Source organism: Ruminococcus sp. 1001136sp1_2201st1_G3_2201SCRN_220225, assembly GCF_040924365.1.
Taxonomy (GTDB): Bacteria; Bacillota; Clostridia; order Lachnospirales; family Lachnospiraceae; genus Blautia_A; species Blautia_A faecis.
Genome location: NZ_JBCOME010000042.1, coordinates 1 through 24688 on the forward strand (window position 1 = coordinate 1; position 24688 = coordinate 24688).

A 24688-nucleotide genomic window follows, 5' to 3' on the forward strand; every position below is an offset into this window, starting at 1 on the left:
GCATCAATATTATGTATCCATTCAAGCAATTCCACTTATCCTCCACCCGCTTTCAATTCTGATTGCTGTCTATATATTTCTATAATTTATTTTTATAATGGTTCAGCAGACAGTGTGTAACTGCAAAGGAACTCAACAGCTGCTTTTATTTCGTTATTATAGCGTAAAAGACGGTTCGTGTGGTGCGAACCGTCTTAATTCTTTTTAATTCTTATTCACCTGCGTGATACAGGATCTGCTGAAGATATTGCCGATTCTGCTCAAGATCAGGAACCAGAACCTGCATGCCGTCAATCGTCTGAGGTGTGTAGGCTCCATCCTCCGGAATCCGGTATGATGCAATTTCATCTGTACCGATGTTCATCACATCCATGGCATATCCGGTTATATCCCACAAAGAAAGATCCGTAGTAACCATTGGAAGAACATCCTTAACCAGACCTGCAATATCAAAAACTCCCAGATCTTTTATCTTGGCAAAAGCAGCCATAAGTACTTCCTGCTGCCGCTCTGTTCTCCGATAATCGGAATTTCCAATAGAACGGTTGCGTGCATGGATAAGTGCCTGTTCTCCATCCAGATGGTTCATTCCTTCCTGAAGATTCCAGTCGCTTCGAAGAGGCTGAGGGTAAAGAACATTCTGATCTCGTCCGCAGATATAATCTGCTTCCGCCTGAGTCAACTCCAGATCTATTCCTCCAACCTTGTCAACCAGAACCTGGAAAACTTCAAAATCCACTTCCACATTTCCATCTATCTTTACTCCGAAATTTTCTTCCAGAGTCTGGTCCAAAAGATCCATTCCTCCATATGCGTAAGCCGCATTAATACGAGTAGTCGAATATCCAGGAATGGCAACATAAAGATCTCTCATAAAAGAGGTCAGGCTTACAGTACCCTGATCCTTGTCCAATGTAGCAAGAATCATGGAATCGGAACGCTGACGGGACTCTCCCTCTCTTTTGTCCTGTCCGATCAGCAAAATACTCTTGATATTGCTGGTGGCCGCTTCAGCATCCGTATTCTCTGCCTTTACTGTATATGCAAACGCCGTACTCACAGCCGGGCTTTCCAGAAACAGCACCGCGCCAAGGCAGATAAGGGTCTTCTTCCATATGGTAGATCTCATATATTTGCTCCTATGTACATGTGCATGGTCAAAAAGGAATCTTTCTGCCGGTTCTTTCATAACCAGCAGTCGCTATTGATTACTGTTCACTCCGTTCACAGTAATCATTATTTTACTACAATTGTCAGAACAGCTCCGTTTGAAGCATTGCCATTGGAGTCAACAACATAATAAGTCAGTTCATAAGTACCCGGAGTATTCACATCAACGGTTCCAGTGATCTGAATCTTACGATAAAGATCACTTGTTGAATCTTTATCGTCTTGAATGTCTTTTACATAACTCAGTCTGTCAATCTGTGTTCCCTTGGCAATTTCAACGTAGTAAGTATTCAGATAAAAACGCGGATCCTGAGGGTTCAGCTGGTCAATCTTTTCTTCTTCCCTTTCCTGCGCTTTTTCTTCTTCTGTCATTTCTGGTTCTTCTTCATCTTCTGAATCAGTCTCATTTTCATCCTGCAGGGCTTCATCCGTTTCTGCATCTGTATCTGTATTGTCAGAAGAAGTTTTGGTTTCTGAAGTAAATCCCATAAGATTTCCCTCGGAAGTCATATGATAAGTTACCTTTGTTACATTGTTACTGTTATCCTTTGCAACATAAACAACTGTGACTTCATCCCCTTTTTCATTTGGATAAACATTCTCAACTGTCAGGCTGGCTGAAACATCTCCATCTCTCTTGTCAACAGCTTTTACTCCTTCCAGAAGATCTTCCGTTGTCATATCCGAAGTGTAGCTGTTTTTCTTGCTCTCTGCAATGGTAATTTCCGGTCCCTTGCGATCCTGCCTCATATACAGCCATCCCAGGATTCCGGTCGCTCCTATTGCCACTGCCGCCATTAAAACAATCAACCATTTACGCATATCTGCAGCTCCTTATACTCAATTTCATCAGCGACGTTTTCTTGATTTCTGTTTCTTGGATCTGCTTTCTTTCTCTGAATATGGAATGCTTCCCAGAACAGAAAGTCCAAGATAACGCTCTACATCTTCCTCAACCTTGATCGTATCATTTGTAAGATAAATGATGATCACAATCGCCATTGCAATGATAACACCTAAAAGTCCACCGATCACACCATTCTTCGCAAGGCTTGGGCTGGCTTTTTCACTTGGGATGTTTGCGCTGTCAACTACGTTAACCGCCTCAATATCCATAACTGACTGAATGTGCTCTGCTGCCATATCACGGATAGCATTGGCCATCTCGCTTGCTGTATATGGATCTTCATCAGATACTATGATCGTTACAATACGGCTGTCTGTAGAAGTATCTACGGTCAGTTTGCCAAGCAGCTGCTGATAGGTAATATTAAGATTCAGCTGTGCAATTACACCTTCAAGAACTGTACGGCTCTTAATAAGTTCCGCATAGTCCTTAGTCAGCTGTGTACTGGTCTGCATATCAGCACTGGTCAGTGTATTGCTGTCCTGTTTATTCAGCACCATGATCTTCGTGGTAGATTCATACTGTGGAGTGATAAAAAGCATTGTTCCGATAATGGAAATCACACCCAGAATGATACCGGAAAGAATAATCACTCCCAGCCTGCTAAGAATCAGGTGAAAAATCTCACCTAAATCGATTTCAATTTCATCGTTATTATTTGTAACCTGATTTTCCATTCTTCTTCTCCGTTACCCTGTAATTTTCTTTACTTTTTCTAAACAGATACATCGTTTCCAACGATATCCCATATATAAAAGTCAAAATCTCTCGTTATTTATAATGCACTCCGGATTGCTGATAAAAATCATATCCGCGTAATCCGTACCCATCATTTTTTCAATTTTGTCGTAACATTTGCCAATGTGAGGCGTTCGTCTGGCCAGATCATGACCGTCAGACCCCACAAAATCCAACATTTCTTCTTTAATTACTTTCTTGCAGAAACGCTTGATCATAAAGCCATCCTCACCAATAATACTGTCCGCATTCATCTGAATATAGGCACCCATATCCCTGAGTTCATCAATAAAATCCAGACCGTTTTTTACTACCGAATGATAGCGTTCTACATGTGCGATAATAGGATAATACCCTTTCCGGATCAATGCCTGCACCCGTTCCCTGATATAGGACTTTTCGTCTGAAGTCCGAAACTCCGTTAACACATAACGGGAACCTGACATGGTAAGTCTTTCCCCTTTTTTCAGACAGTCTGTCATATCCATACTGGAATGAAGCTCGCAGCCCAGATACATCTGAATACCGTCTTCTCCAATCTCAGCGGCAGCCTTCCTCACACGAAGGAACTGCTTCTTAACCTGTTCCAGAGACGGCTCAAACATATCATATCGAAAATGCGGAGTGGCAATAATGTTGCGGACACCATCATCATATTCCTTCTGGAGCATGCGTACAGATGTCTTGAGATCCTTCGCTCCATCATCAACTCCCGGAACAATATGACAGTGAATATCATAAATACCTTTCATTCGCTTCGCCCATTTCCAATCTTTTCATATAACAATCTCGAATAATGACGGATCAATATTTTCCGTATTCTCCGTACTTGCCATATTTGCCATATTTACCATACTTACCGTATTTACCATATTCCTTAGTATCTACCTTGTTCAAAATCGCACCGATGATCGGACAGTTGGTCTTCTCCAGCTGCCCCTTGATCTCCTGTACAAAATGGTAGCTGATACTGCCGGATTCGATTACAATGACAGTTCCATCGCAGGAATCCGCCACAACTGCACAGTCGATTACTCGTCCAAGAGGCGGTGTATCTATGATAATGTAATCATATACATCTCTTACAACACGGATCATGTCTTTAAACTGTCTGCTTCCTAAAAGCTCTGCCGGGTTCGGCGGTACAACACCGGAAAAAATAATGTGAAACTTGGGAAGATTGGTTGCGCAGATAACGTCCTGCAGTTTCGCCTGCTTGGACAGGTAGTGGGTCAGTCCCTTCACTTCTTCCTCAACCTGTACACGTCCCATAAGTACGGATTTACGAAGGTCTGCATCAATCAAAAGTACAGATTTACCACTCTCTGCAAGGGAAGCTGCAAGATGGAAAGTTACATTACTCTTTCCTTCATTCGGGGTACAGCTTGTAAATGCAATCACCTTTTTGTCGGCACCGCAAAATTGAATGTTTGTACGAAGTGCCTTATAAGCCTCATCCATGGATGAATCAGCTTTCCAGTCGCTAATTTTTACTTTTACCATAATTTTGTTTTCACCTTATCTATTTGTTATCCTGTAAATCTGCCATATTTTCCTTCTGATTTCCCATAATTCACGTCATGGCAGTATCTGCCTAAACATTATACACTAGAAGTACCGCATTGGCTAGTACATTTTCGAACTAAATATGCACAATTTTTCACAAAATTTTCATATTATTCTTGATTCCCTTCCTGAATCCCTTCTATACCCTGAACGGATGATCCCTCTTCCAAAAGATAAACTTCTACATCAAATACACCGCTGTTCAATGCTTCCGCATGGCTTCCCATATAAATATCAATGCGGTTGTTCTTAATGGCGCCGCCGCAATCTTCGGCCACATAGACCTGTCCATTGATGACTACTTTAGAGCCATAAGGAATTACAGTTGGATCTACTGCAATAGTGCGGTTCGTGGTAGCTGTCACACCTGTGGATGTGATTCCGTTTGCCCACGGACCGCAGCAAATGCTGCACTGGCAGTAATGGGTAATATGGAAAACACCAAGTGGACGAAGGCTGCTGTCTGCGGAAACCATAATCGGCTGTCCTTCAAGAACACCTGCATTTCCCCCTGTCTGGGTAACACCTTCTACTGCTTCTGCAAATACGCCCTCTCCTGTACTTTTATGTATAATTCCTGCTTCTACAGTTCCATCTGAGGTTGCATCTGAAGCTACCTGATTCTTATCTTCATACCCCTCCAAAACAGAGGTTGGGATATATCCCACCTGTTCTTCTCCATTATCATCCTCAAATAGAATCCTGCTCCAGATATCATCAATAGTACCTGTACGGCTGATTTCATCTTCTTCCAGCACTTCACCGATCACAGAACCCTCTTTTCTGCCAGGATAATCTAATACATCTGTATCTGCCGCTACTGTGACAGTATCCTGGACTTCCGTAATCTCGTCCTCGATTTTCCCGGAATCCTTTTTTTCGATAGCTTCTTCTGAAACTGTTTCTTCTTTATTATCAGTATTTTCCTGTGCTGTACCTGAAATGGCCGGACCGGCTATTTCCGCTCCAAGCGCAGAAACAGGCATACATGCGGAAACACATACTGCCATAACCAGAAATCTTTTTTTCATAAATTTATATCTCCTGATCTGTTCAATTTTCCCCTCTACTCTTTGTTTATCATAGCACAGCTATTTTCTTATTTCAAATCCCATCAGGCTTTTTAGAAATTTTTCACATTTATTATTGTAGCTTTTTTATTTTTTCATTAAAAAAAACATTATTTCATTTTTTTCAAAAAAACATTTGACAAAATAGATTTTATACTGTATTATATGTTTTGTCGCTGAGGAAAACAGTTGACAGCAATAAATGCGATAGTGGCGTAGTTGGTAACGCGCGACCTTGCCAAGGTCGAGACCGCGGGTTCGAGCCCCGTCTATCGCTCTGAAGCTCCGATTTAGTCGGAGCTTTTTTGTGTCTGAATCCGCCTTACAAAGCGGTCACTGTCTTTTGTATACTTCATAAGAAAATCCCGCTTATTCTTTCGGAAATAATTTATAACGGACATCTTATTTTAAACAAAAAAGCCTTGTACAATTTGCTTTTCTATCTGAAGATTCTCTATTGACTCATCTTTCAATAAGAATTTTCAGTTCTTTGCACTTTGTACAAGACCTTTTATTACTTCATTTTATTATTCTGTCCAGAATCCAATATTTTTTCTTAAAACATGTAAAAAAAACTTTCCGCAAGATGTGCGTCTCAATTGCAGGAATGATTTTTCAACTACGATTTAGTGATGGAATAATCTAATTCCGGTAAATGCCATTGCTATATTATATTTATTGCAGGTATCGATTACGTCTGCATCTCTCACAGAACCGCCTGGCTGTGCAATATATTTCACGCCACTTTTGTAAGCTCGCTCAATATTGTCGCTGAATGGAAAGAACGCATCAGATCCTAATGTTACATCTGTCATCTGATCCAGCCATGCTCTCTTCTCTTCCTTTGTGAAAACTGCAGGTTTCTCTGTGAATGTCTTTTCCCAGTTTCCATCCGCCAGAACATCCATATACTCATCACCAATGTAAACGTCGATAGCATTGTCGCGCTCAGCTCTTGAAATGCTTTCCTTAAATGGAAGATTCAATACTTTCGGGCTTTGACGAAGGAACCAGTTGTCTGCTTTCTGTCCTGCAAGACGTGTACAGTGAACTCTTGACTGCTGTCCTGCACCAACGCCGATTGCCTGTCCGTCTTTTACATAGCATACGGAATTGGACTGGGTATATTTCAGAATAATCAGGGAAACTTTCATATCACGCTTTGCTTCCTCAGATAATTCTTTATTCTCAGTTACGATGTTGGAAATCAGCTCATCATCAATTGCAAGCTCCTGTCTTCCCTGCTCAAAAGTAACGCCGAACACCTGCTTATGCTCTAATGGAGCCGGTACATATTCCGAATCGATCTGAATTACATTGTAGTTGCCTTTTTTCTTCTGTTTCAGAACCTCAAGTGCCTCCTCTGTATAACCAGGAGCGATTACACCGTCGGAAACTTCTCTCTTGATCAGAAGTGCTGTATCTTTGTCACATACATCAGAAAGGGAAATAAAATCACCGAAGGAAGACATTCTGTCTGCGCCTCTTGCACGGGCATATGCACATGCAAGCGGTGAAAAATTCTGCCAGTCCATATCCTCTACCCAGTAGATTTTTGCAAGCGTCTCTGTAAGCGGAAGACCAATGGAAGCACCTGCCGGGGAAACATGTTTAAAAGAAGTAGCTGCAGGAAGTCCGGTTGCCTTTTTCAGATCACGCACCAGCTGCCAGCCGTTAAAGGCATCCAGAAAGTTAATATATCCAGGTTTTCCGGAAAGTACTTTAATTGGCAGTTCACTTCCATCTTCCATGTATATTTTAGATGGTTTCTGATTTGGGTTACAGCCGTATTTTAATTCTAACTCTTTCATGGTTATCTCCTCCATTTTATCTTTTAAGGTAACGATTCAGTAGGTACTATTCCGTAAGGCATTCCGTTTTGCGAATATAATTTACCAAAAACGGAATGCTTTATTTTCAGTGATTCTTGTTGATAATTTTTGATTCATATTTACCAGTCTCGATATCAATGTATCTCACAAAAAGTGAAACCTTATTGTCTTCATTCAGGCTCTCCCACAACATATCTGCAAACGCATCCATGTTATCCGGAATCTGAACAAGCTTCGGCTCGCCCTCAAAGCTTGGCAGCGGGTTTCCATCACATTTATAAGTATGGATAAAATGTCCCTCACCGGCCTTTGCATTCTGATATGCAAAAGTGTAACGGTTGCAGGAAGAAGGATCTCCATTATTGCTTTTCAAAATGGACATTGCATAACTGTAAGTGCCGTTCTCTACATGCATAATTCCGGAAATACGTGGTGTATAGTTTGGTGCATCTGGCTCAAACTCTCTGGAACGTAAAGACTGCTCAAAAGTGAGCTGATGATCCATTCCTTCGTAAATAGTGTCTGTCTGGTCACCGTTTGTCACAATTGTTTTATTTCCAAGTACGCGGACAGGTGCATAAATGATCAGGCTTGGATCTACCAGTTTGGAAGGGTCAAATGCCTGTGTGCGGATTCCCTCTCCATCCTCCACAAATACACGATTGCGGCTGTTCTCACTTCTTCCCATAATAAAGTAAGCGGTAACTGCCTTCGTTCCATCAGCGCTGCGGCCAATGATGATTCCTCGTCCCGGGTAAGAATTTTCCTTCAGTTCTTTGTCCAATGCTATCATTTCCATGCAGATGTTCTCCTTTCGAAATTTACATGAGTATATTACCGCAGCCGCCAGATTTTCAAACACGCTCTGGCATAAGCTTATACTGGCTGCGTGTATAAAAAAACGCCTGGGAAGCCCCTCTTCCAGGCTGCCCAGGCGGTCGACACAATGATATCACCGCACTCCCTGTGGGTATTCCCACGATCCGCCAGTCATGCAGTTCTTTTTTATACTACAATATTTTTTTCGTTATTTCAAGATGGGAAATCTTTTTCTTTTATGTACAATTTTTTTGTGGTTACTAATCACTCCGTGACCAGTAACACGCTTCGCGATGCACAGAAATCATGCATTCGCATGATTTCGCGCTGAGATTCTCGGGTTTTCTGTGAACTTTGTTCACAAAAAACACCTCGCGGAACGTTACAAGTGAACAGTAACTTTTTGTAGTTACTGGTCGCAATGCCTGCATAAGCAAATTTATGGATATAGTCCGTACTTTCTTCTCAGGAAATCCCCATCAAGCCCTGATCTATTGTGATCTGTGCACTGATATCCGCCTTCATCTGCTCCCAGGCATCCGGATGATCCACATAATACTTGGGACATTCCTTTCCTGTCACATCATAATGCCGGATCACCTGCTCTGAGGTCAGCCCAAATCGGGCGCACAGCCATGCAGCCAGCTTTACCACAGAATCATAAGTTTCCTGTTCAAAAACGCCTGTATCATCTTTATGACAGCACTCAATAGAAATACTGTCCACATTCCTTGAGTTAGTCGCGTAAGACATCTCTGAGGTAGGAATACACTGGATCACTTCACCCTCCAGTCCTACTACAAAATGGCTGCTTACTTTCGCCTCATGAGAAATGGAAAGATTCTCAAAATAATCCCTGTTATTCTGCGCTGTAGCACCAGGATTGGCTGTATAATGGATTGCTATGTAATCAGCTCCATTCAGGGGCAGCTGAGGCCTGGAATACTCATTTGGTGTCAATAATTGTACATCTATGTAGGGAGCACCCTGGGACATCCATTCTTCCGGTCCATAATTCGTATGATCATTCATTTCCTGGGATGTCTCTGCACTTTTCTCCTGCTTCTGTCCATTCCTTACCATCAGAATAACCACTCCTGTCACAACCAGAAGCAAAAAAAGCACCAGAAATGCCAGACGCTGATTTCTCTGACGGATCCTGCCGCCCTTATCTTTTTTTTCTCTTTTGTTAAAAGAAGGCCGCCTTGAAAAAGACGGCCTTGCAGATTTTCTTTTCATTATTTGTCATCCACACTGTAGTTCGGTGCTTCTTTTGTAATGTGAATGTCATGTGGGTGAGACTCTTTCAGGGAAGCAGCAGAAATCTTCACGAATTTACCATTCTGTTTCAGTGCTTCAATATTCTCAGCTCCACAGTATCCCATACCGGAGCGAAGTCCTCCGATCAGCTGGAATACAGTGTCCTCAAGGTGTCCCTTGTATGCAACACGTCCTTCCACACCTTCCGGAACAAGCTTCTTGGCATTCTCCTGGAAGTAACGGTCCTTGCTGCCATTCTCCATAGCTGCAATGGATCCCATTCCACGGTATACTTTATATTTTCTTCCCTGATATAACTCGAAAGTTCCCGGGCTCTCATCGCATCCGGCGAACATGCTTCCCATCATACAAACGTTTGCACCAGCTGCGATTGCCTTGGTAACATCGCCTGAATACTTGATACCACCGTCTGCAATAATCGGAATACCATATCTCTTGGCAACCTCATAGCAATCCATGACTGCTGTGATCTGCGGTACACCAATACCTGCAACTACACGGGTGGTACAGATAGAGCCAGGTCCGATTCCGACCTTAACTGCATCTACACCAGCATCAATCAGAGCCTTGGTAGCGGCTCCTGTGGCAACGTTTCCTGCGATAACCTGAAGCTCCGGATATGCAGCCTTGATTTCTCGTACAGCACGGAGGATATTCTCAGAATGACCATGAGCAGAATCAACAACGATGACATCAACATTTGCCTTCACAAGTGCATCTACACGGGCAAGCACGTTGGCGGTAATACCAACAGCAGCTCCACAGAGAAGACGTCCCTGTTCATCTTTGGCAGCCAAAGGATATTTAATCTGTTTCTCAATATCCTTGATGGTGATAAGTCCTTTTAAGTTAAAATCATCATCTACAATGGGTAATTTCTCTTTACGGGATTTCGCAAGGATCTCTTTCGCCTCTTCCAGTGTAATACCTTCTTTGGCTGTGATCAGTCCCTCAGATGTCATGGACTCTTTGATCTTCTTGCTGAAATCTGTCTCAAACTTCAGATCACGGTTGGTAATAATACCTACCAGCTTCTTGCCTTCTGTGATCGGGACACCGGAAATACGGAATTTCGCCATTAAGTCATTGGCATCCTTCAATGTATGTTCCGGAGATAAGAAAAACGGATCTGTGATAACACCATTCTCAGAACGCTTAACCTTGTCCACCTCTTCTGCCTGCGCCTCGATAGACATGTTCTTGTGAATGATACCGATACCTCCCTGACGTGCCATGGCAATCGCCATATTGTACTCAGTAACGGTGTCCATTCCTGCACTCATCATGGGAATGTTCAGTTTAATCTTCTTTGTAAGGTAAGTTGAAACGTCAACTTGATTCGGGATTACTTTGGAGTACGCCGGAACTAAAAGGACGTCGTCGAAAGTAATGCCTTCACCAATGATAGTACCCATTGCTTTTCCTCCCTTGTCTTATTGTGTCTTTGGTTTGTAGATTAGTGTAGCAAAAAACTAAAAGTGTGTCAATCTAGTAAATTAATCTAAAAATACTTTGCTCGGAGCAGTGTTTCTCATGGTTTTTGCCAATATTTCATCTGGCTCGATAATTACTTTGCAGGTTTCTGCGCCATCGCGGCAGACAATTGCAAAACGCTTATGTTCCGGATTTCCGGAGGAAAAATCCTGTACCTTCAGCTTCTGGTTGCTGTTGTAATAGTCCATTCTGTGTGAATTAAGGGGTGCCATAATATCACATTCTGTAATATTCAGGCTTTTTACTCTTTTTCGCTTGGACTTTGCCATGATCTTGTCAATGTCAAGTTCTCCGTTTACAAACAAGTACTCAAATTCCAGATCAGTTCCTGGAAAAATAAAAAGATAGGCACAGACTCCCAGTACAATTGCCGCGATCAGAAGCGGGGGCATAATAAACAGTCCTGCGAGTACCAGAAGCACGATCAGTGCAATGATACTGCCTTTTACCAGCCTGTCCTTTGCGGTCCGCTCTTTTTTTACAAGCAGCTCGGAATACAAATCGCTCATATTACAATTCTCCTTTGTTTTTTTTGCCAGCCGGCATGTTGTTCTAAGTATAACACACAAAAGTTTTCCTGTGAACATTGTTCCTGATAAAACACGGAATATTGCCAATACACAGTAACAGTAAAAAATGACTTTTATTGAATGCAAAAGGGCCAGCGTCTTTGACACCGACCCTTATGAGTTCTGAATTATACCTTCAAAAATCCTTTCATGGATTTTCCGTTCTGTTTTCCGCTGCCGGAAATTACATCATTCCCATACCCTGACCGCCAGCTGGCATTGCCGGAGTATCTTCTTTGATATTTGCAACAACAGACTCAGTTGTAAGCAGAGTAGAAGCAACACTTGTTGCGTTCTGAAGAGCACTTCTTGTAACCTTTGCAGGATCAAGGATTCCCTCGTCTACCATGTTTACATATTTCTCGTTCAGAGCATCAAAACCAACACCTGGCTCAGACTCTCTTACTTTGTTGATGATAACTGCACCTTCAAGACCTGCATTAGCAGCAATACGGAACAGCGGAGCTTCCAGTGCTTTCAGGATGATGTTTGCACCAGTCTTCTCATCTCCCTCAAGATCTGCCGCAAGTTTTGCAACCTCTTTGGAAGCGTGGATATATGCAGAACCGCCTCCTGCAATGATTCCTTCTTCAACAGCTGCTCTGGTAGCTGCAAGAGCATCTTCCATACGAAGTTTTGCTTCTTTCATCTCAGTCTCAGTAGCTGCACCAACACGAACCACTGCTACACCGCCTGCAAGTTTTGCAAGTCTTTCCTGAAGCTTCTCTCTGTCGAAATCAGATTTTGTCTCCTCAATCTGAGCACGGATCTGGGCAACACGATTGGCAATTGCTTCTTTATCTCCCATACCATCGACAATAACAGTATTCTCTTTTGCAACTTTAACAGATTTTGCACGTCCTAACTGAGCCATTGTAGCATCTTTCAGTTCAAGACCTACCTCGTCAGAAATTACAGTACCACCTGTCAGAATTGCGATATCCTGAAGCATTTCTTTTCTTCTGTCACCATAGCCAGGAGCTTTTACAGCTACTACCTGGAAGGTTCCTCTTAATTTGTTTACGATCAGAGTGGTAAGAGCCTCACCCTCAACATCTTCAGCGATGATAAGAAGTTTTGCTCCAGCCTGTACGATCTGCTCCAGCAGCGGAAGAACTTCCTGAATGTTGGAGATTTTCTTGTCTGTGATCAGAATATATGGATCCTCAAGGTTTGCTTCCATCTTCTCCATATCAGTGGACATGTATGCGGAAATATATCCACGGTCAAACTGCATACCTTCTACAAGGTCAAGCTCTGTGTGCATGGTCTTGGACTCTTCTACAGTAATAACACCGTCGTTGGAAACTTTTTCCATTGCATTTGCAACAAGCTCTCCGACTTCTTTATCTCCGGCGGAAATAGATGCAACGTTTGCGATCTGTTTCTTTCCGCTTACTTTCTGGCTCATGTTCTTAATTGCTTCTACAGCAGCATCTGTAGCTTTCTTCATACCGCGTCTCATAACGATCGGGTTAGCACCTGCTGCCAGATTCTTCATTCCTTCATGAACCATTGCCTGGGCAAGTACAGTAGCAGTTGTAGTACCATCACCAGCTACATCGTTTGTCTTGGATGCAACTTCCTTGATCAGCTGAGCTCCCATGTTCTCGAAAGCATCCTCAAGCTCGATCTCTTTTGCGATTGTAACACCATCGTTTGTGATAAGCGGAGCACCGAACTGTTTATCAAGTACTACGTTTCTTCCTTTCGGACCAAGTGTTACTCTTACGGTATCAGCAAGTTTATTTACACCAGCCTCTAATGCTGTTCTGGCTTCTGCGCCATATTTAATCTCTTTTGCCATAATGAATCATCCTCCTGATTTCAAGTTATTTATAAGGTTATGTCTTATTTCACAATTGCAAGAATATCGCTCTGTTTTACGATGATATACTCTTCACCGTCAAGCTTAACCTCTGTTCCTGAATATTTGGAATAGATAACCTTGTCGCCTACAGTAACTTCCATTTTCACTTCTTTCCCGTCAACGACTCCGCCAGGTCCTACAGCGATTACCTCTGCCTGCTGTGGTTTCTCCTGTGCCTGTCCCGGAAGAACGATACCGGATTTTGTTGTCTCTTCTGCTTCTAACTGTTTTAATACAACTCTGTCGCCTAATGGAACTAATTTCATGATCTATGTCCTCCTTTAGAATTGTTTTCCTTTTTCTTACTAGCACTCATTATTGCTGAGTGCTAATCACTGTTCATTATATTATTGAATTATCGTTATTTGTGCAACTCTTTTCATAGTTACATTTTCAAGTATATTCTGTTTTATTCTCTTTTATGCTCTTTTTTTCTCTTGTTTTCTCACTTTAAAAATTTTCTGATTTTTTTGTTTCGCCGCTTTTGAAGCCTGACCGTTAAAACTTTTTGGTGTAATAGTGAATTCCAATGAATTTTCCTGTTACACACAAAAAAAGAACTGCCCTCCAGAGCGTGTTTGAAAAATCATTCCCGCAATCTGCATTTCACAATTTGCAGAAAGCCTTTTTCAAACACGTTCGAAAGAAAACAGTTCTTCTGTACACTTGTTTATTATTTATTGAATTCACTCAGGCCTTTTTATTTCTCTGGGCCTTAATCTCTTCTAATTCATCAAAGATCACTTCATTGAGAACCTTGATATAGGTTCCCTTCATACCGGATGACCGGGACTCAATAACGCCCGCGCTCTCGAACTTGCGGAGTGCATTTACGATTACTGATCTGGTAATACCTACTCTGTCTGCAATCTTGCTGGCAACAAGAATTCCCTCATCTCCGTCAAGCTCATCAAAAATATGGATGATAGCTTCCAGTTCAGAGAAAGAAAGTGTGTTAAAAGCAGATTTCACAACCTGTTTCTTTCGGTCTTCCTCAGCATTCTCTTCATGTACAGCTCGCATCATCTCAAGACCTACAACTGTGGTGCCGTATTCACTGACAATAATATCCTCAATATCGTATGGACGATCCTTGCGGTACATAAACACCGTTCCAAGACGTTCTCCTGCAATATCAATAGGATTGATGATTCCCTGATAGCTGCTGGAAACATGCTCAAAGCCAAGTGTCTGGAGATTCACGTTCTCTTTGGTGGATAATACTCCTAAAAAGCGCTCATTCAGCAGAGGGTCAACATGACCGCCCACCTCATCAGCTATCAGTTCCCGGATTTCCTCAACTCCCGGGCAAAAACTTACACCAAGCACCTTGCCTTTCTTGCTGAGAACCAGGATATTAGAACTTAAAGTATCCATCAGAACCTGGCAGATATCATTAAAAACCACCTTGCTGGAACTGCTGTTATGGAGAAGTTTATTGATTTTTCTTGTTTTATCAAGTAACTGAACGCTCATTTTGTCCTCCCTTCGCTTTTGTTACATGAGAGCCTGTTAAAAAAATCATTCCCGCAATCTGTACGCTCCACTTTGCAGAAAGCCTTTTCAGACATGCTCTGGCTTTAACTGTTATTCTAATACTACACGTTTTTCAAACTATTTACAAGCTATTTTTTACTATTTTTCAATTTTGTTTAGCTTTTCTGAAAATATCACGTTTTTGAAACTATTCATCAAACAATGGAAGTAATAGAGCTTTTATTTAAAAAATCCCCTGCAAAACATAATACAGCTGCCTTGCAGGGGATTTTCCCCGGAAATTCCTTAATTTGTTACTGCTCGCACCCTTCACAGCAACCTTAATTTTCTTTTTCATCCTTCGGCCTGGCTTCTACATAGCCACAGGTCTCCTGGCTGCACACCAGTTTATTTCCTTTTTCCACCATGTAGCTTCCGCACACCGGACATTTCTTATCCGACGGCTTCTGCCATGACATAAAGTCACATTCCGGATTATCTTCACAGCCGTAATACTTACGGCCTTTCTTCGTCTTCTTAAGCACCACTTCCTTACCACACTTCGGGCAGGCTACACCAATCTTTTCATAGTAAGGCTTGGTATTGCGGCATTCCGGAAATCCCGGGCATGCAAGGAAACGTCCGTGAGGACCATATTTAATCACCATATGACGACCACAGTTATCACAGATCACATCGGTCTCTTCATCATGGATGTCTACTTTCTCCAGCTCTTCCTGGGCAGCATCCACATCATGTTTCAGATCCGGATAGAAGTTCCGGACTACTGTCTTCCACTGTACAGTACCATTCTCCACACAGTCCAGAAGTCCCTCCATGGTAGCCGTGAAATTCACGTCCACAATGCTTGGGAACGCCTGTTTCATAATACTGTTTACCACCTCGCCCAACTCTGTCACATAAAGGTTACGCTGCTCCTTTGAAACATAACGGCGGCTGATAATGGTGGTGATGGTCGGTGCATAAGTACTCGGACGGCCGATTCCAAGTTCCTCCATGGTCTTTACCAGGGAAGCCTCTGTATAATGTGCCGGCGGCTGGGTAAAATGCTGTTCCGGCTTTAACTCTTTCAGCTTCAGCTTCATGCCTTTACTCAGGCTCTGGCTTAACACATTTCCCTTCTTCATATCCTCTTCCTGCATATATACCGAAAGGAAGCCGTCAAATGCCACCTTGGAAGCGGACACAGTGAACGTATAATCTCCACCAGCCACTTTTACAGAGGTAGTCTCATACTTTGCAGGAGCCATACGGCTGGCCGCAAACCGCTTCCAGATCAGCTGATACAATCGGAACTGATCTCGTGTAAGGGATTCTTTTATCTGTACAGGTGTACGGCTGATATCAGTTGGGCGGATAGCCTCATGAGCATCCTGGATCTTCTGTCCCTTCTTCACTGTCTTGGCAGTTTCTGACACATATTCTTCTCCATACTGGCTGCTGATGTAGCTTCTTGCTGCCGCATCTGCCTCGTCAGAAATACGTACAGAATCAGTACGAAGGTATGTGATCACACCTACAGTACCGTTGCCCTTGATGTCAACACCCTCATAAAGCTGCTGTGCCAGACGCATAGTCTTCTGGGTGGAAAAATTCAGTGTTTTGGATGCCTCCTGCTGCAGGGTACTGGTAGTAAAAGGAAGCGGAGCATTCTTGATTCTCTCGCCTTTTTTCACCTCAGAGATCTCAAATTCTTCGTTCTCAAGAACCTTAAGAATCTCATCCATCTCAGCTTTATTGTGGATATCCATCTTCTTGTCTGTTCCGTAGAATTTAGCCTCCAGAGGCTTTTTCTCGCCATCCACAAGGAATTCACCATTCAGGCTCCAGTATTCTTCCGGGATAAAAGAATTAATCTCCTCCTCCCTGTCACAAATGATGCGAAGTGCAACAGACTGCACACGGCCAGCACTTAAGCCTCTCTTTACTTTCGCCCAGAGAAGCGGACTGATGGTATAACCCACCATACGGTCCAGCATTCTTCTCGCCTGCTGTGCATCTACAAGATTCATATTCAGACCTCGTGCATGCTTCAGGGAATCCTTTACAGCAGTCTTTGTGATCTCGTTGAAAGTGATTCGGTGCATTTTATCCGGATCTTCTTTCAGAGCCTGCATCAAGTGCCAGGAAATTGCTTCTCCTTCACGGTCAGGGTCAGTGGCAAGATAAATCTTATCAGCTTTTTTGGCTGCCTTGCGAAGTTTGGCAAGCAATTCCCCCTTACCGCGGATGGTTATATATTTCGGCTCGAAATCATTCTCCACATCTATTCCAAACTGACTCTTGGGAAAATCACGGACATGTCCATTAGATGCCTCTACCTCATAATTTGCCCCAAGAAATTTCTTTATTGTCTTTACTTTTGCAGGTGACTCAACTATCACCAGATATTTAGCCATACTACCTCTCCTACTTTGTATTCAGTCTACATACACTACAAATTATCCCCCTGATATTCTGTAGTATTGTCTGCCTGTCTCTCCCACAAGCCCCATTAGCTGAAGTTCTGTCAGAAGAGCACAGACTTTTGATGCTGAAAAACCGGTTTTCCGTATTAAATTATCCAGATTTTCAGGTCGTAAATCGAGACCACTATACACCAAATCCAAATCCGGTGCAAGCCCCAACTTCTTTTTTTCCACATTTTGAGGTCTGTTTTTTGCCTCGATTCCCCATTCCATAAGCATGATTTCCGGGCTGTAAGCGATTCCTGCACCATCGAAGATCAGTTTGTTGCAGCCTCTGCTCAGTTCCTCTGTCACAGCTCCCGGAAGGGCATAAACACTGTGTCCATGTTCCAGGGCAAAGTTTGCAGTGATCAAAGAACCACTCTGTTCCTTGGCTTCTACCACAAGAACAGCATCGGAAAGTCCGCTGATGATCCGGTTTCTTGCCGGGAACGCCCAGTTCACAGGCGGAGAGCCCGGGGGAAGCTCGCTGATGATCCCACCGCCTTTTTCCAGAATCCGCTGATAAAGCCATCTGTTAGAATTGGGATAACACACGTCCACTCCGCTTCCCAGTACTGCAAAAGTAGGAGTGTCCGTATCCAGTGCACCTTTATGCCCCTCTGCATCAATCCCTCTTGCCATTCCACTGATGATCTGCACACCGTAGCTTGCCATGGTTCTTGCATATTTAAATGCCTGACATCTGCCATAAGGACTGCACATGCGAGCACCTACCACTGCTGCAGCAGGCTTCTTCGGATCTGGCAGGTTTCCGATGTAGTACAGTTTTTTGGGCATTCCGGAAAGTTTTCTCAAACGATCTGGAAAATTGGAATCCTCTATAGTTAAACATTTGATTTTCTGCATTGCTTCCATACTAAAATACCTCCCTGTGTGCGGTTTTATGAATAAATTCATTCAGCTTCTGTACTTCTTATCAAATGCTTTGTAAGTAAGGGCTTCTGCAACATGTCTTGTGTGTATCAGTTCCTCCCCTTCCATATCCGCAATCGTGCGTGAAACCTTCAAAATCCGGTGATAGGATCTTGCACTAAGTTCCATAAGCTCAAAAGCATTTTTTGCCACCTGAAGAGCATTTTCTGTCAGCACACAGTATTTCCGGATCTGCTTCCCGGACAGTTCACCGTTAAAACAGATTTTCTCATTCTGGTAGCGTTTCTGCTGTATTTTTCTGGCTTTTTCCACTCTTTTCCGGATAAGGGCAGAACTTTCTCCCGGTTTTTCTTCTGAGATCTGGGAAAAATTAACAGGCGGCACATCCGCACATAGATCGATCCGCTCCAGAAGGGGCTGGCTCAGCTTATGAAGATAATGACTCACCTCGCCAGGTGTGCACCTGCATTTGTTCATATCCGGATAATAGCCGCAGGGACAGGGGTTCATGGCTGCTACCAGAATAAATCCCGCCGGAAACACGTACGTTCCACTTGCCCTTGACAGCTGGATCTGCTTGTCCTCCAGGGGCTGTCGCAGCACTTCCAGGCTGCCTCTTGCAAATTCCGGCATTTCATCCAGAAACAGAACGCCTCTGTGAGCCAGGGTCACTTCACCGGGACCCGGGATCCTTCCGCCTCCAGCCAGAGCTGCAGACGAACTGGTATGATGCGGACTTCGAAAGGGTCTTGCCTTAATTAATGGTCTCTTTGGACTTAAAAGTCCGGCAATGCTGTAGATTTTTGTAAGCTCCAGGCTTTCCTCAAAAGTAAGAGAGGGCATAATCGTAGGTATTCTTTTGGCAAGCATGGTCTTCCCAGTGCCCGGAGGGCCGATAAACAGGATGTTGTGAAATCCGCTGACTGCAATCTCAGCAGCTCTTCTGGCACTCTCCTGACCACAGATTTCCCCGAAATCCACCAGACTCTCTTCTACCTGGTTCTCTTCTGAATTTACCTCTGAAAACTGATTTTCTTTTCCAAATGCATCCGGATCTGAGACAAGCTTCAAAACTTCTTTTATATTTTGAACTCCGACCACTTTCATATCCTTCACCAGAGCTCCTTCTGCCAGGTTTTCAAACGGAATGATACAGTACCGGCATCCCAGTTCCCTTGCCCGGATCACTCTTGGCAGCACTCCGGATACACTTCTTACCTCCCCATTCAGACTGAGTTCACCAACCACCATTACATTCCGAAGAAGCTGTGGTTCTATAAATCCCGATGCTGCCAGCACCGCTGCTGCCACAGGCAGGTCAAAACCGGCCCCCTCTTTTCGCAGATCAGCAGGTGCCAGATTCACAGTCACCTTCTTAGGCGGCAGACTGATCCCATTATTTTTTAACGCTGTGCGCACTCTGTCCTGTGCTTCTTTCACCTGGGTGCTTGGAAATCCAACCATAGTAAAACAAGGCAGACCGCTGCTTACATCAGCTTCCACCTGAACCGGGCAGACTTCCATTCCTGAAATCGCCGCTGATAAAACACTTGCAAACAATCTTATCCCTTTCTGCAGATACAGTTCTTCCCCATATGCGAACCTGCTCTGCCATTTCAATGTGTCTCTGGAATAAAAAAGAATAAAAGTAAAAAAGATATGATTAAAAGATATACAAAATTCATTATAGCCCATTTTGCTCTGAATTGCAATAGTGCATTTCGTTCTGATTTATACTTTCTGAAAGGATTCGGGGCCAGACGTTTTTCGTTGTTCGTTACATTTGGTCCCTGCAGACTCTACAGAAGAAAAAGAGGTGAACCTATGAAATTTCAGAGAATTCAAGACCTTCGGACAGACGCTGATCTGTCCCAGAAGCAGATCAGTGATATCCTTCACATCAGCCAGCGTTCCTACTCCCACTACGAAACTGGCTCCAGGAACATTCCAATCGAAATGCTGATCCGCCTTGCAAATTATTATGAAACCAGCATTGACTATCTGGTTGGCCGTACTGATAATAAAAAAATGCCGTAATTGTAAAGGTACTCAGCAGGTACAAAATGAGGGGGATGCGATTTCCCCCTCATTTTGTATACCATAAATAAAGTTATTACCATTCACGCGTAACATTCCGTAAAGTTTTTTTCATATATCAGTTACTTTCCTTCACTTCGAAGCTTCCCTTCCGTATCTGCAATTTTCTGAATATTTGCGACTTCATATTCATTAAATACAGAAGTATCTGCATCAAAGGTCTCCGGCTCCACAGTTCCCTTATACCAGGATTTGCTGTTAAAATAATCCGCAATTCTCTGTGTCACAAATTTCCTGCCATGTCGGGCGTAAATCTCATTTTTCGCCAGTTCCAGCTGGTCAGATGAATAGCCCGACAAATCCTCATCTGTAAGATATCGGCTGTTGCTGTCCGGGAATATATAATCCCGGGAAGAGAGATCCGTTTTATCTGTATTATCAGCCGGAGTCACGGAAGGTGCCTGTGTCACTGAAGCGGCTTTCTCCCTTGTAAGGACCCCATCTACCTTTGGTGTCACCCCGGCACCCTCTGCAGGGGAAGCTGTATTTAGGCGCAGATAAAGTCTGCCCTGATCAAAGGTCATATTTCCACGCACCTGGTTTCCCCAGGAATCTGTAAAGGAAAGCTTTGCTGCATTTCCAGCCACTTTTGCAGTGTCCGAAGCTTCCGAAACCTTAGTGCCGGCATTGTCACCAGCCTGAGAAAAAGTAAAAGTAACAGACTTCAGGGTAAGGTCGTCTATAGACAGTGTCACCAGTCCATCCTTACTGTACCAGGTTCCCATATAATCATTTGCCACGAACGCCGGTGCCCGGGTGATCACAGGAGTCGGTGTCACTGTGGCCGTAGGCTCCGGTGTGGGCGTGGCTGTAGCCGCTGGAGTCGGTGTCACTGTGGGCACCCTTTCCAGAGCCTCAATAGCAGCCTTCTTCTGCTGCTCCTTCTGAATCTTTTTCTTATGTTCGGCAAACAGAAGCCCCGCTGCTCCAATCATGATAAATATGGCGATCAAGGCAAACAGCGTTGCTTTTAGTACATCTTTGTTGTGCTTTTTCACAGGCAGTCACCTCCTGTTTATTCCTGTCCGTTCCAGCAATAAGTGCAAAGCTTGCACGGTTCAATATCAATTGACTTCTTCAGATCATCCAGACGATGATATTTCAGGGATGTAAAATTCAGTTCCTTGCGGATTTCTTCCAGCATTTCTTTGTAGTTTGTAGAATCCGGATTTGCATAATCCTGCAAAATCCTGTCTGATACATTGTCCCCTTCACGTTTCGCAATGATCCTTCTTGTGATCAGATCCATCTCTGACTTAGAGCGTGAGAAATTCAGGTACTTACATCCATATAAAAGCGGCGGGCAGGCAGGTCTGATATGAACCTCCTTAGCACCATTGTTATAGAGGAATTCTGTTGTCTCACGAAGCTGGGTACCTCTTACGATAGAGTCGTCAATCATAAGGAGGCTTTTATCTTTGATCAGTTTATGTACTGGGATCAGTTTCATTCTGGCGATAAGATTTCGCTGGCTCTGCTGAGTCGGCATAAAAGATCTTGGCCATGTGGGCGTATATTTAATAAACGGACGGGCAAACGGCACACCAGAGCGGTTAGCATAGCCGATGGCATGTGCAATACCGGAATCCGGTACTCCTGCAACCAGATCCGGATTCACTTCTCCGGCATCTCTTCCTGCCAGAATATCGCCGCATTTGTAACGCATTTCCTCTACATTTACCCCCTCATAAGTGGAGGTTGGATATCCATAATATACCCAGAGGAAAGAACAGATTCGCATCTTGTCTCCTGGCTTCTGCAGAACCTGGGCTCCCTCCGGGGTAATAAAATCAATCTCTCCAGGTCCCAGCTCTTTCAGGTCTTCATAGCCAAGATTAATGTAGGCATGACTTTCAAAAGAAGCACAGCATGCATCTTCCTTCTTGCCGATTACAAGAGGAGTTCTTCCATAACGGTCGCGTGCTGCGTAAATGCCCTCCCCTGTCATAAGAAGAAGGGTCATAGAGCCCTCGATCATCTCCTGTGCATAGCGGATTCCCTCAACAATACTGTCCTTCTGATTGATCAGCGCTGCCGTTACCTCTGTAGGATTCACACTGCCACCGCTCATCTCCAGAAAATGGGTATGCCCGTCTTTGAAGCATTTCTCTACCAAAGCTTCTATATTATTGATCTTGCCTACTGTTGTAATTGCAAAATTTCCCAGATGGGAACGCACCAGAAGAGGCTGCGGTTCATTGTCAGAAATACAGCCTATTCCAAGATTGCCTTCCATCTCTGCCACATCCTTGTCAAATTTGGTACGGAACGGTGAGTTCTCAATATTATGGATCACGCGGTTAAATCCACTGCTCCTGCTATAAACGGTCATTCCGCCCCTTCTTGTACCCAGATGGGAGTGATAATCAATTCCAAAAAAAAGATCCATTACACAATCAGACTTTGACGCAACACCAAAAATTCCACCCATTTTTCCTTAGTCTCCTTATTTTTTCTCCTTTATAACGCCTTTTCTGTAGGCATCCAAAAGCTGTTTCAGCTCCTGAATTCGTTCTTTCAGTGCCTTACCGTTATCCGTATCTCCCACAAGGGCACGCCTTGGATTATAGCGGACAGCCACACGGTTGGACACAATGTCCCTCTCTGTTTCCACTGCATCTTCCGCCGAAGTAAAAGGCTCATGGGCAGTCAGGCTCAGACCATAGGAACTGTAAACAAGAGTATATCCGGCAATACCGGTCACATTCCGGTATGCCTCACAAAAACCACCGTCAATTACGATCACCTTGCCATCACATTTCACCGGATTCTCTCCCTCCAGCTGATGAACAGGCACGTGACCATTGATAATATGCCCCTCATCCGGATCCAGCCCGAATTCTTCCAGCATACGATTTACTACCTCTTCTTTTTCCCAGAGGTGATAGTAGGCATTCTTTTTCTCTTTGTGTGTCTCTTTATCTGCGATAAAATAACGCTCGAAGGTAGTCATTTTATCTTTTCCATAAAGGGGAGAATTAGGCCCGGCCCAGATATACCACAGAATATCCTGGCTTGCTTTCTTCTCCTTCTCATCTACGGTAAAAAAAGCTTTTCTTACGTAGGCTTCCAGTTTATCATAAAGTGCCTTGCCTTTACAAGTCTCACCGTAAATCTCAACCTCTTTCAGAGTTCCATCTTCGTTCAGCGGAATACTTCCATGGAAAAGAAGGTTCCCGTTATAGGTCTTATAAAGGCCGCCTTTATCCAGAAGCAGCTGCATGTGGTTCTGAAGCTTCTCGCAGTTTCGAAATGCTGAGCTCAGGCGCTCCACTACTTCTTTTTCCCCATCTGTCAGCTCATAAGGATGTTCCCAGTCAATGGTTGGAAAATGGGTGTCCAGAAGATTATGCACACTTCCATCCGGCAGCTGCACAGTGCCCTTCTCCGGATCAATCCCCTCCAGAACGCATCGATTCTCCATATGAAAATCCGGATGTTCTTTCGCCAGTACCCCTTCCAGCTTAAACTGGATAATGGAAATGGCTTTGTGCATTTTCCTGCTCAGCTCTTTCTCAAGAGCATTGTAATTGGAAGGATTGCCATGTACTTCAAATACCTGGCAGGGATCATCCCCGTAAACCTCCATGGCAAAAGCAGCAAGAGGCATCATATTGATTCCATAACCATCCTCCAGAATATCCAGATTGCCGTAACGGATACTGTTACGGATCACTGTGGCCATACAGGCAGCCTGTCCTACAGCGGCGCCCATCCATACCACATCATGGTTTCCCCACTGAATATCCAGAGAATGATAATCCATCAGTCTGTCCATAATAAAATGAGGACCGGGACCTCTGTCATATATATCTCCAAGCACATGAAGGTGGTCTACAACCAGTCTCTGGATCAGTTCAGCAAGAGCGATAATGAAGTTCTCTGCCCTGCCGATATCTATAATGGTATCCACAATGGAATCGTAATAAGCCTCTTTATCCAGAACTTCTGCTTTCTCCGTGATCAGCTCTTCGATCACATATGCATAATCCGAAGGCAATGCCTTACGAACCTTGGATCTGGTATATTTGGAGGCAGTTGTCTTGCACACTTCAATAAGACGGTACAGGGTGATCTTGTACCAGTTCTGCATATCAGACTCTTTTTTCTTCACATAGGCAATTTTTTCCTTCGGGTAATACACGAGAGTTGCCAGGGAACGCTTGTCACTGTTGCTTAAGGTATGTCCAAATACATCATCTATCTTCTTTCGCACAGCTCCCGAACCGTTTCGAAGCACATGGGAAAAAGCTTCGTACTCTCCGTGGATATCGGAAAGAAAATGCTCGGTGCCTTTTGGAAGATTGAGAATGGACTGAAGGTTGATGATCTCTGTAGAAGCCTTCCCGATAGTGGGGTAGAGCTCCGCCAGACGTTGTAGGTAGCGCAGTTCTTCTGTTTTCATGGAACCTCCTAAATTCATATTACTCTTAT

General features: G+C 43.7%; 22 protein-coding genes, 1 tRNA gene, 1 pseudogene and 1 riboswitch. Of the genes and pseudogenes, 2 read left to right on the top strand and 22 right to left on the bottom strand.

Going from position 1 to position 24688, the window contains the following annotated elements; translation table 11 throughout:
* Window positions 1-211: 211 nt before the first annotated feature.
* The 6 genes from AB5642_RS13430 to AB5642_RS13455 form a co-directional block, all read right to left on the bottom strand.
* The gene (locus AB5642_RS13430) at window positions 212-1129 is read right to left on the bottom strand and encodes an LCP family protein (protein WP_173718264.1); all 918 of its coding nucleotides are present in this window, start codon (window positions 1127-1129) and stop codon (window positions 212-214) included.
* A gap of 107 nt (window positions 1130-1236) precedes the next feature.
* On the bottom strand, window positions 1237-1992 hold the full coding sequence (locus AB5642_RS13435) for an immunoglobulin-like domain-containing protein (protein WP_173718263.1): 756 nt from the start codon (window positions 1990-1992) through the stop codon (window positions 1237-1239).
* A 27-nt stretch (window positions 1993-2019) separates the two neighbouring features.
* Window positions 2020-2754 (bottom strand): YveK family protein, encoded by a 735-nt coding sequence (locus AB5642_RS13440; protein WP_118579139.1) that lies wholly within the window; start codon window positions 2752-2754, stop codon window positions 2020-2022.
* A gap of 81 nt (window positions 2755-2835) precedes the next feature.
* Window positions 2836-3567, bottom strand: coding sequence for a CpsB/CapC family capsule biosynthesis tyrosine phosphatase (locus AB5642_RS13445; RefSeq protein WP_173716439.1), 732 nt, complete (start codon window positions 3565-3567; stop codon window positions 2836-2838).
* A 52-nt stretch (window positions 3568-3619) separates the two neighbouring features.
* Window positions 3620-4318 carry a CpsD/CapB family tyrosine-protein kinase gene (locus AB5642_RS13450; protein WP_118579145.1) on the bottom strand — a complete coding sequence of 233 codons (699 nt, stop codon included), beginning with the start codon at window positions 4316-4318 and terminating at the stop codon, window positions 3620-3622.
* Window positions 4319-4491: 173 nt separating this feature from the next.
* The gene (locus AB5642_RS13455; RefSeq protein WP_226815272.1) at window positions 4492-5412 is read right to left on the bottom strand and encodes a 3D domain-containing protein; all 921 of its coding nucleotides are present in this window, start codon (window positions 5410-5412) and stop codon (window positions 4492-4494) included.
* A gap of 243 nt (window positions 5413-5655) precedes the next feature.
* Here AB5642_RS13455 and AB5642_RS13460 point away from each other — a divergent pair.
* A tRNA-Gly gene (locus AB5642_RS13460) sits at window positions 5656-5728 on the top strand.
* Between the two features lie 349 nt (window positions 5729-6077).
* Here AB5642_RS13460 and AB5642_RS13465 read toward each other — a convergent pair.
* From AB5642_RS13465 to AB5642_RS13525, 13 genes and pseudogenes are all read right to left on the bottom strand, one after another.
* Window positions 6078-7262 carry a phosphoribosylaminoimidazolecarboxamide formyltransferase gene (locus AB5642_RS13465; protein WP_173718262.1) on the bottom strand — a complete coding sequence of 395 codons (1185 nt, stop codon included), beginning with the start codon at window positions 7260-7262 and terminating at the stop codon, window positions 6078-6080.
* 106 nt (window positions 7263-7368) lie between these two features.
* Window positions 7369-8082: an IMP cyclohydrolase gene (locus AB5642_RS13470; protein WP_173718261.1), complete on the bottom strand. Its 714-nt coding sequence runs from the start codon at window positions 8080-8082 to the stop codon at window positions 7369-7371.
* Between the two features lie 122 nt (window positions 8083-8204).
* Window positions 8205-8287: riboswitch (ZMP/ZTP riboswitch) on the bottom strand.
* A gap of 280 nt (window positions 8288-8567) precedes the next feature.
* A complete protein-coding gene (locus tag AB5642_RS13475) occupies window positions 8568-9341 on the bottom strand; it encodes an N-acetylmuramoyl-L-alanine amidase family protein (RefSeq protein WP_173718260.1) in 774 nt (257 codons plus the stop codon).
* Complete coding sequence (gene guaB, locus AB5642_RS13480; protein WP_118579160.1) at window positions 9341-10798, bottom strand: IMP dehydrogenase; 1458 nt, start codon at window positions 10796-10798, stop codon at window positions 9341-9343. The genes AB5642_RS13475 and guaB overlap by 1 nt, the downstream gene beginning before the upstream one ends.
* Before the next feature lie 81 nt (window positions 10799-10879).
* Window positions 10880-11386, bottom strand: a complete 507-nt coding sequence (locus tag AB5642_RS13485) for a DUF6106 family protein (protein WP_173716435.1) — start codon at window positions 11384-11386, stop codon at window positions 10880-10882.
* Between the two features lie 244 nt (window positions 11387-11630).
* Window positions 11631-13253 (bottom strand): chaperonin GroEL, encoded by a 1623-nt coding sequence (gene groL, locus AB5642_RS13490; RefSeq protein WP_118579166.1) that lies wholly within the window; start codon window positions 13251-13253, stop codon window positions 11631-11633.
* A gap of 44 nt (window positions 13254-13297) precedes the next feature.
* Complete coding sequence (gene groES / locus AB5642_RS13495) at window positions 13298-13582, bottom strand: co-chaperone GroES (protein ID WP_118579169.1); 285 nt, start codon at window positions 13580-13582, stop codon at window positions 13298-13300.
* Window positions 13583-13858: 276 nt separating this feature from the next.
* Window positions 13859-13936 (bottom strand): annotated as a pseudogene (locus AB5642_RS13500) (DUF6783 domain-containing protein); the annotation flags it as partial.
* A 70-nt stretch (window positions 13937-14006) separates the two neighbouring features.
* Window positions 14007-14792, bottom strand: coding sequence for a GTP-sensing pleiotropic transcriptional regulator CodY (codY, locus tag AB5642_RS13505; RefSeq protein WP_173716434.1), 786 nt, complete (start codon window positions 14790-14792; stop codon window positions 14007-14009).
* Window positions 14773-14913, bottom strand: coding sequence for a DUF6783 domain-containing protein (locus tag AB5642_RS13510; protein ID WP_368357281.1), 141 nt, complete (start codon window positions 14911-14913; stop codon window positions 14773-14775). Before AB5642_RS13510 ends, codY begins: the two co-directional genes overlap by 20 nt.
* A 220-nt stretch (window positions 14914-15133) precedes the next feature.
* The gene (gene topA, locus AB5642_RS13515; protein WP_173716433.1) at window positions 15134-17212 is read right to left on the bottom strand and encodes a type I DNA topoisomerase; all 2079 of its coding nucleotides are present in this window, start codon (window positions 17210-17212) and stop codon (window positions 15134-15136) included.
* 42 nt (window positions 17213-17254) lie between these two features.
* Window positions 17255-18139: a DNA-processing protein DprA gene (gene dprA, locus AB5642_RS13520; RefSeq protein WP_118579174.1), complete on the bottom strand. Its 885-nt coding sequence runs from the start codon at window positions 18137-18139 to the stop codon at window positions 17255-17257.
* A 42-nt stretch (window positions 18140-18181) separates the two neighbouring features.
* Window positions 18182-19777, bottom strand: coding sequence for a YifB family Mg chelatase-like AAA ATPase (locus AB5642_RS13525; protein WP_306467761.1), 1596 nt, complete (start codon window positions 19775-19777; stop codon window positions 18182-18184).
* Window positions 19778-19981: 204 nt separating this feature from the next.
* Here AB5642_RS13525 and AB5642_RS13530 point away from each other — a divergent pair, with 204 nt between their 5' ends.
* Complete coding sequence (locus tag AB5642_RS13530) at window positions 19982-20194, top strand: helix-turn-helix domain-containing protein (RefSeq protein WP_118579180.1); 213 nt, start codon at window positions 19982-19984, stop codon at window positions 20192-20194.
* A 122-nt stretch (window positions 20195-20316) separates the two neighbouring features.
* Here the strand turns inward: AB5642_RS13530 and AB5642_RS13535 are convergent, their stop codons facing one another.
* Genes AB5642_RS13535 through AB5642_RS13545 form a run of 3 tightly spaced genes read right to left on the bottom strand, consistent with a single transcriptional unit; the run spans window position 20317 to window position 24677 of the window.
* Window positions 20317-21252 (bottom strand): YARHG domain-containing protein, encoded by a 936-nt coding sequence (locus tag AB5642_RS13535; RefSeq protein WP_226837704.1) that lies wholly within the window; start codon window positions 21250-21252, stop codon window positions 20317-20319.
* Between the two features lie 17 nt (window positions 21253-21269).
* The gene (locus tag AB5642_RS13540; RefSeq protein ID WP_148462780.1) at window positions 21270-22685 is read right to left on the bottom strand and encodes an amidophosphoribosyltransferase; all 1416 of its coding nucleotides are present in this window, start codon (window positions 22683-22685) and stop codon (window positions 21270-21272) included.
* Between the two features lie 15 nt (window positions 22686-22700).
* Window positions 22701-24677 carry a fructose-1,6-bisphosphatase gene (locus AB5642_RS13545; protein ID WP_334285856.1) on the bottom strand — a complete coding sequence of 659 codons (1977 nt, stop codon included), beginning with the start codon at window positions 24675-24677 and terminating at the stop codon, window positions 22701-22703.
* Between the last annotated feature and the right edge of the window lie 11 nt (window positions 24678-24688).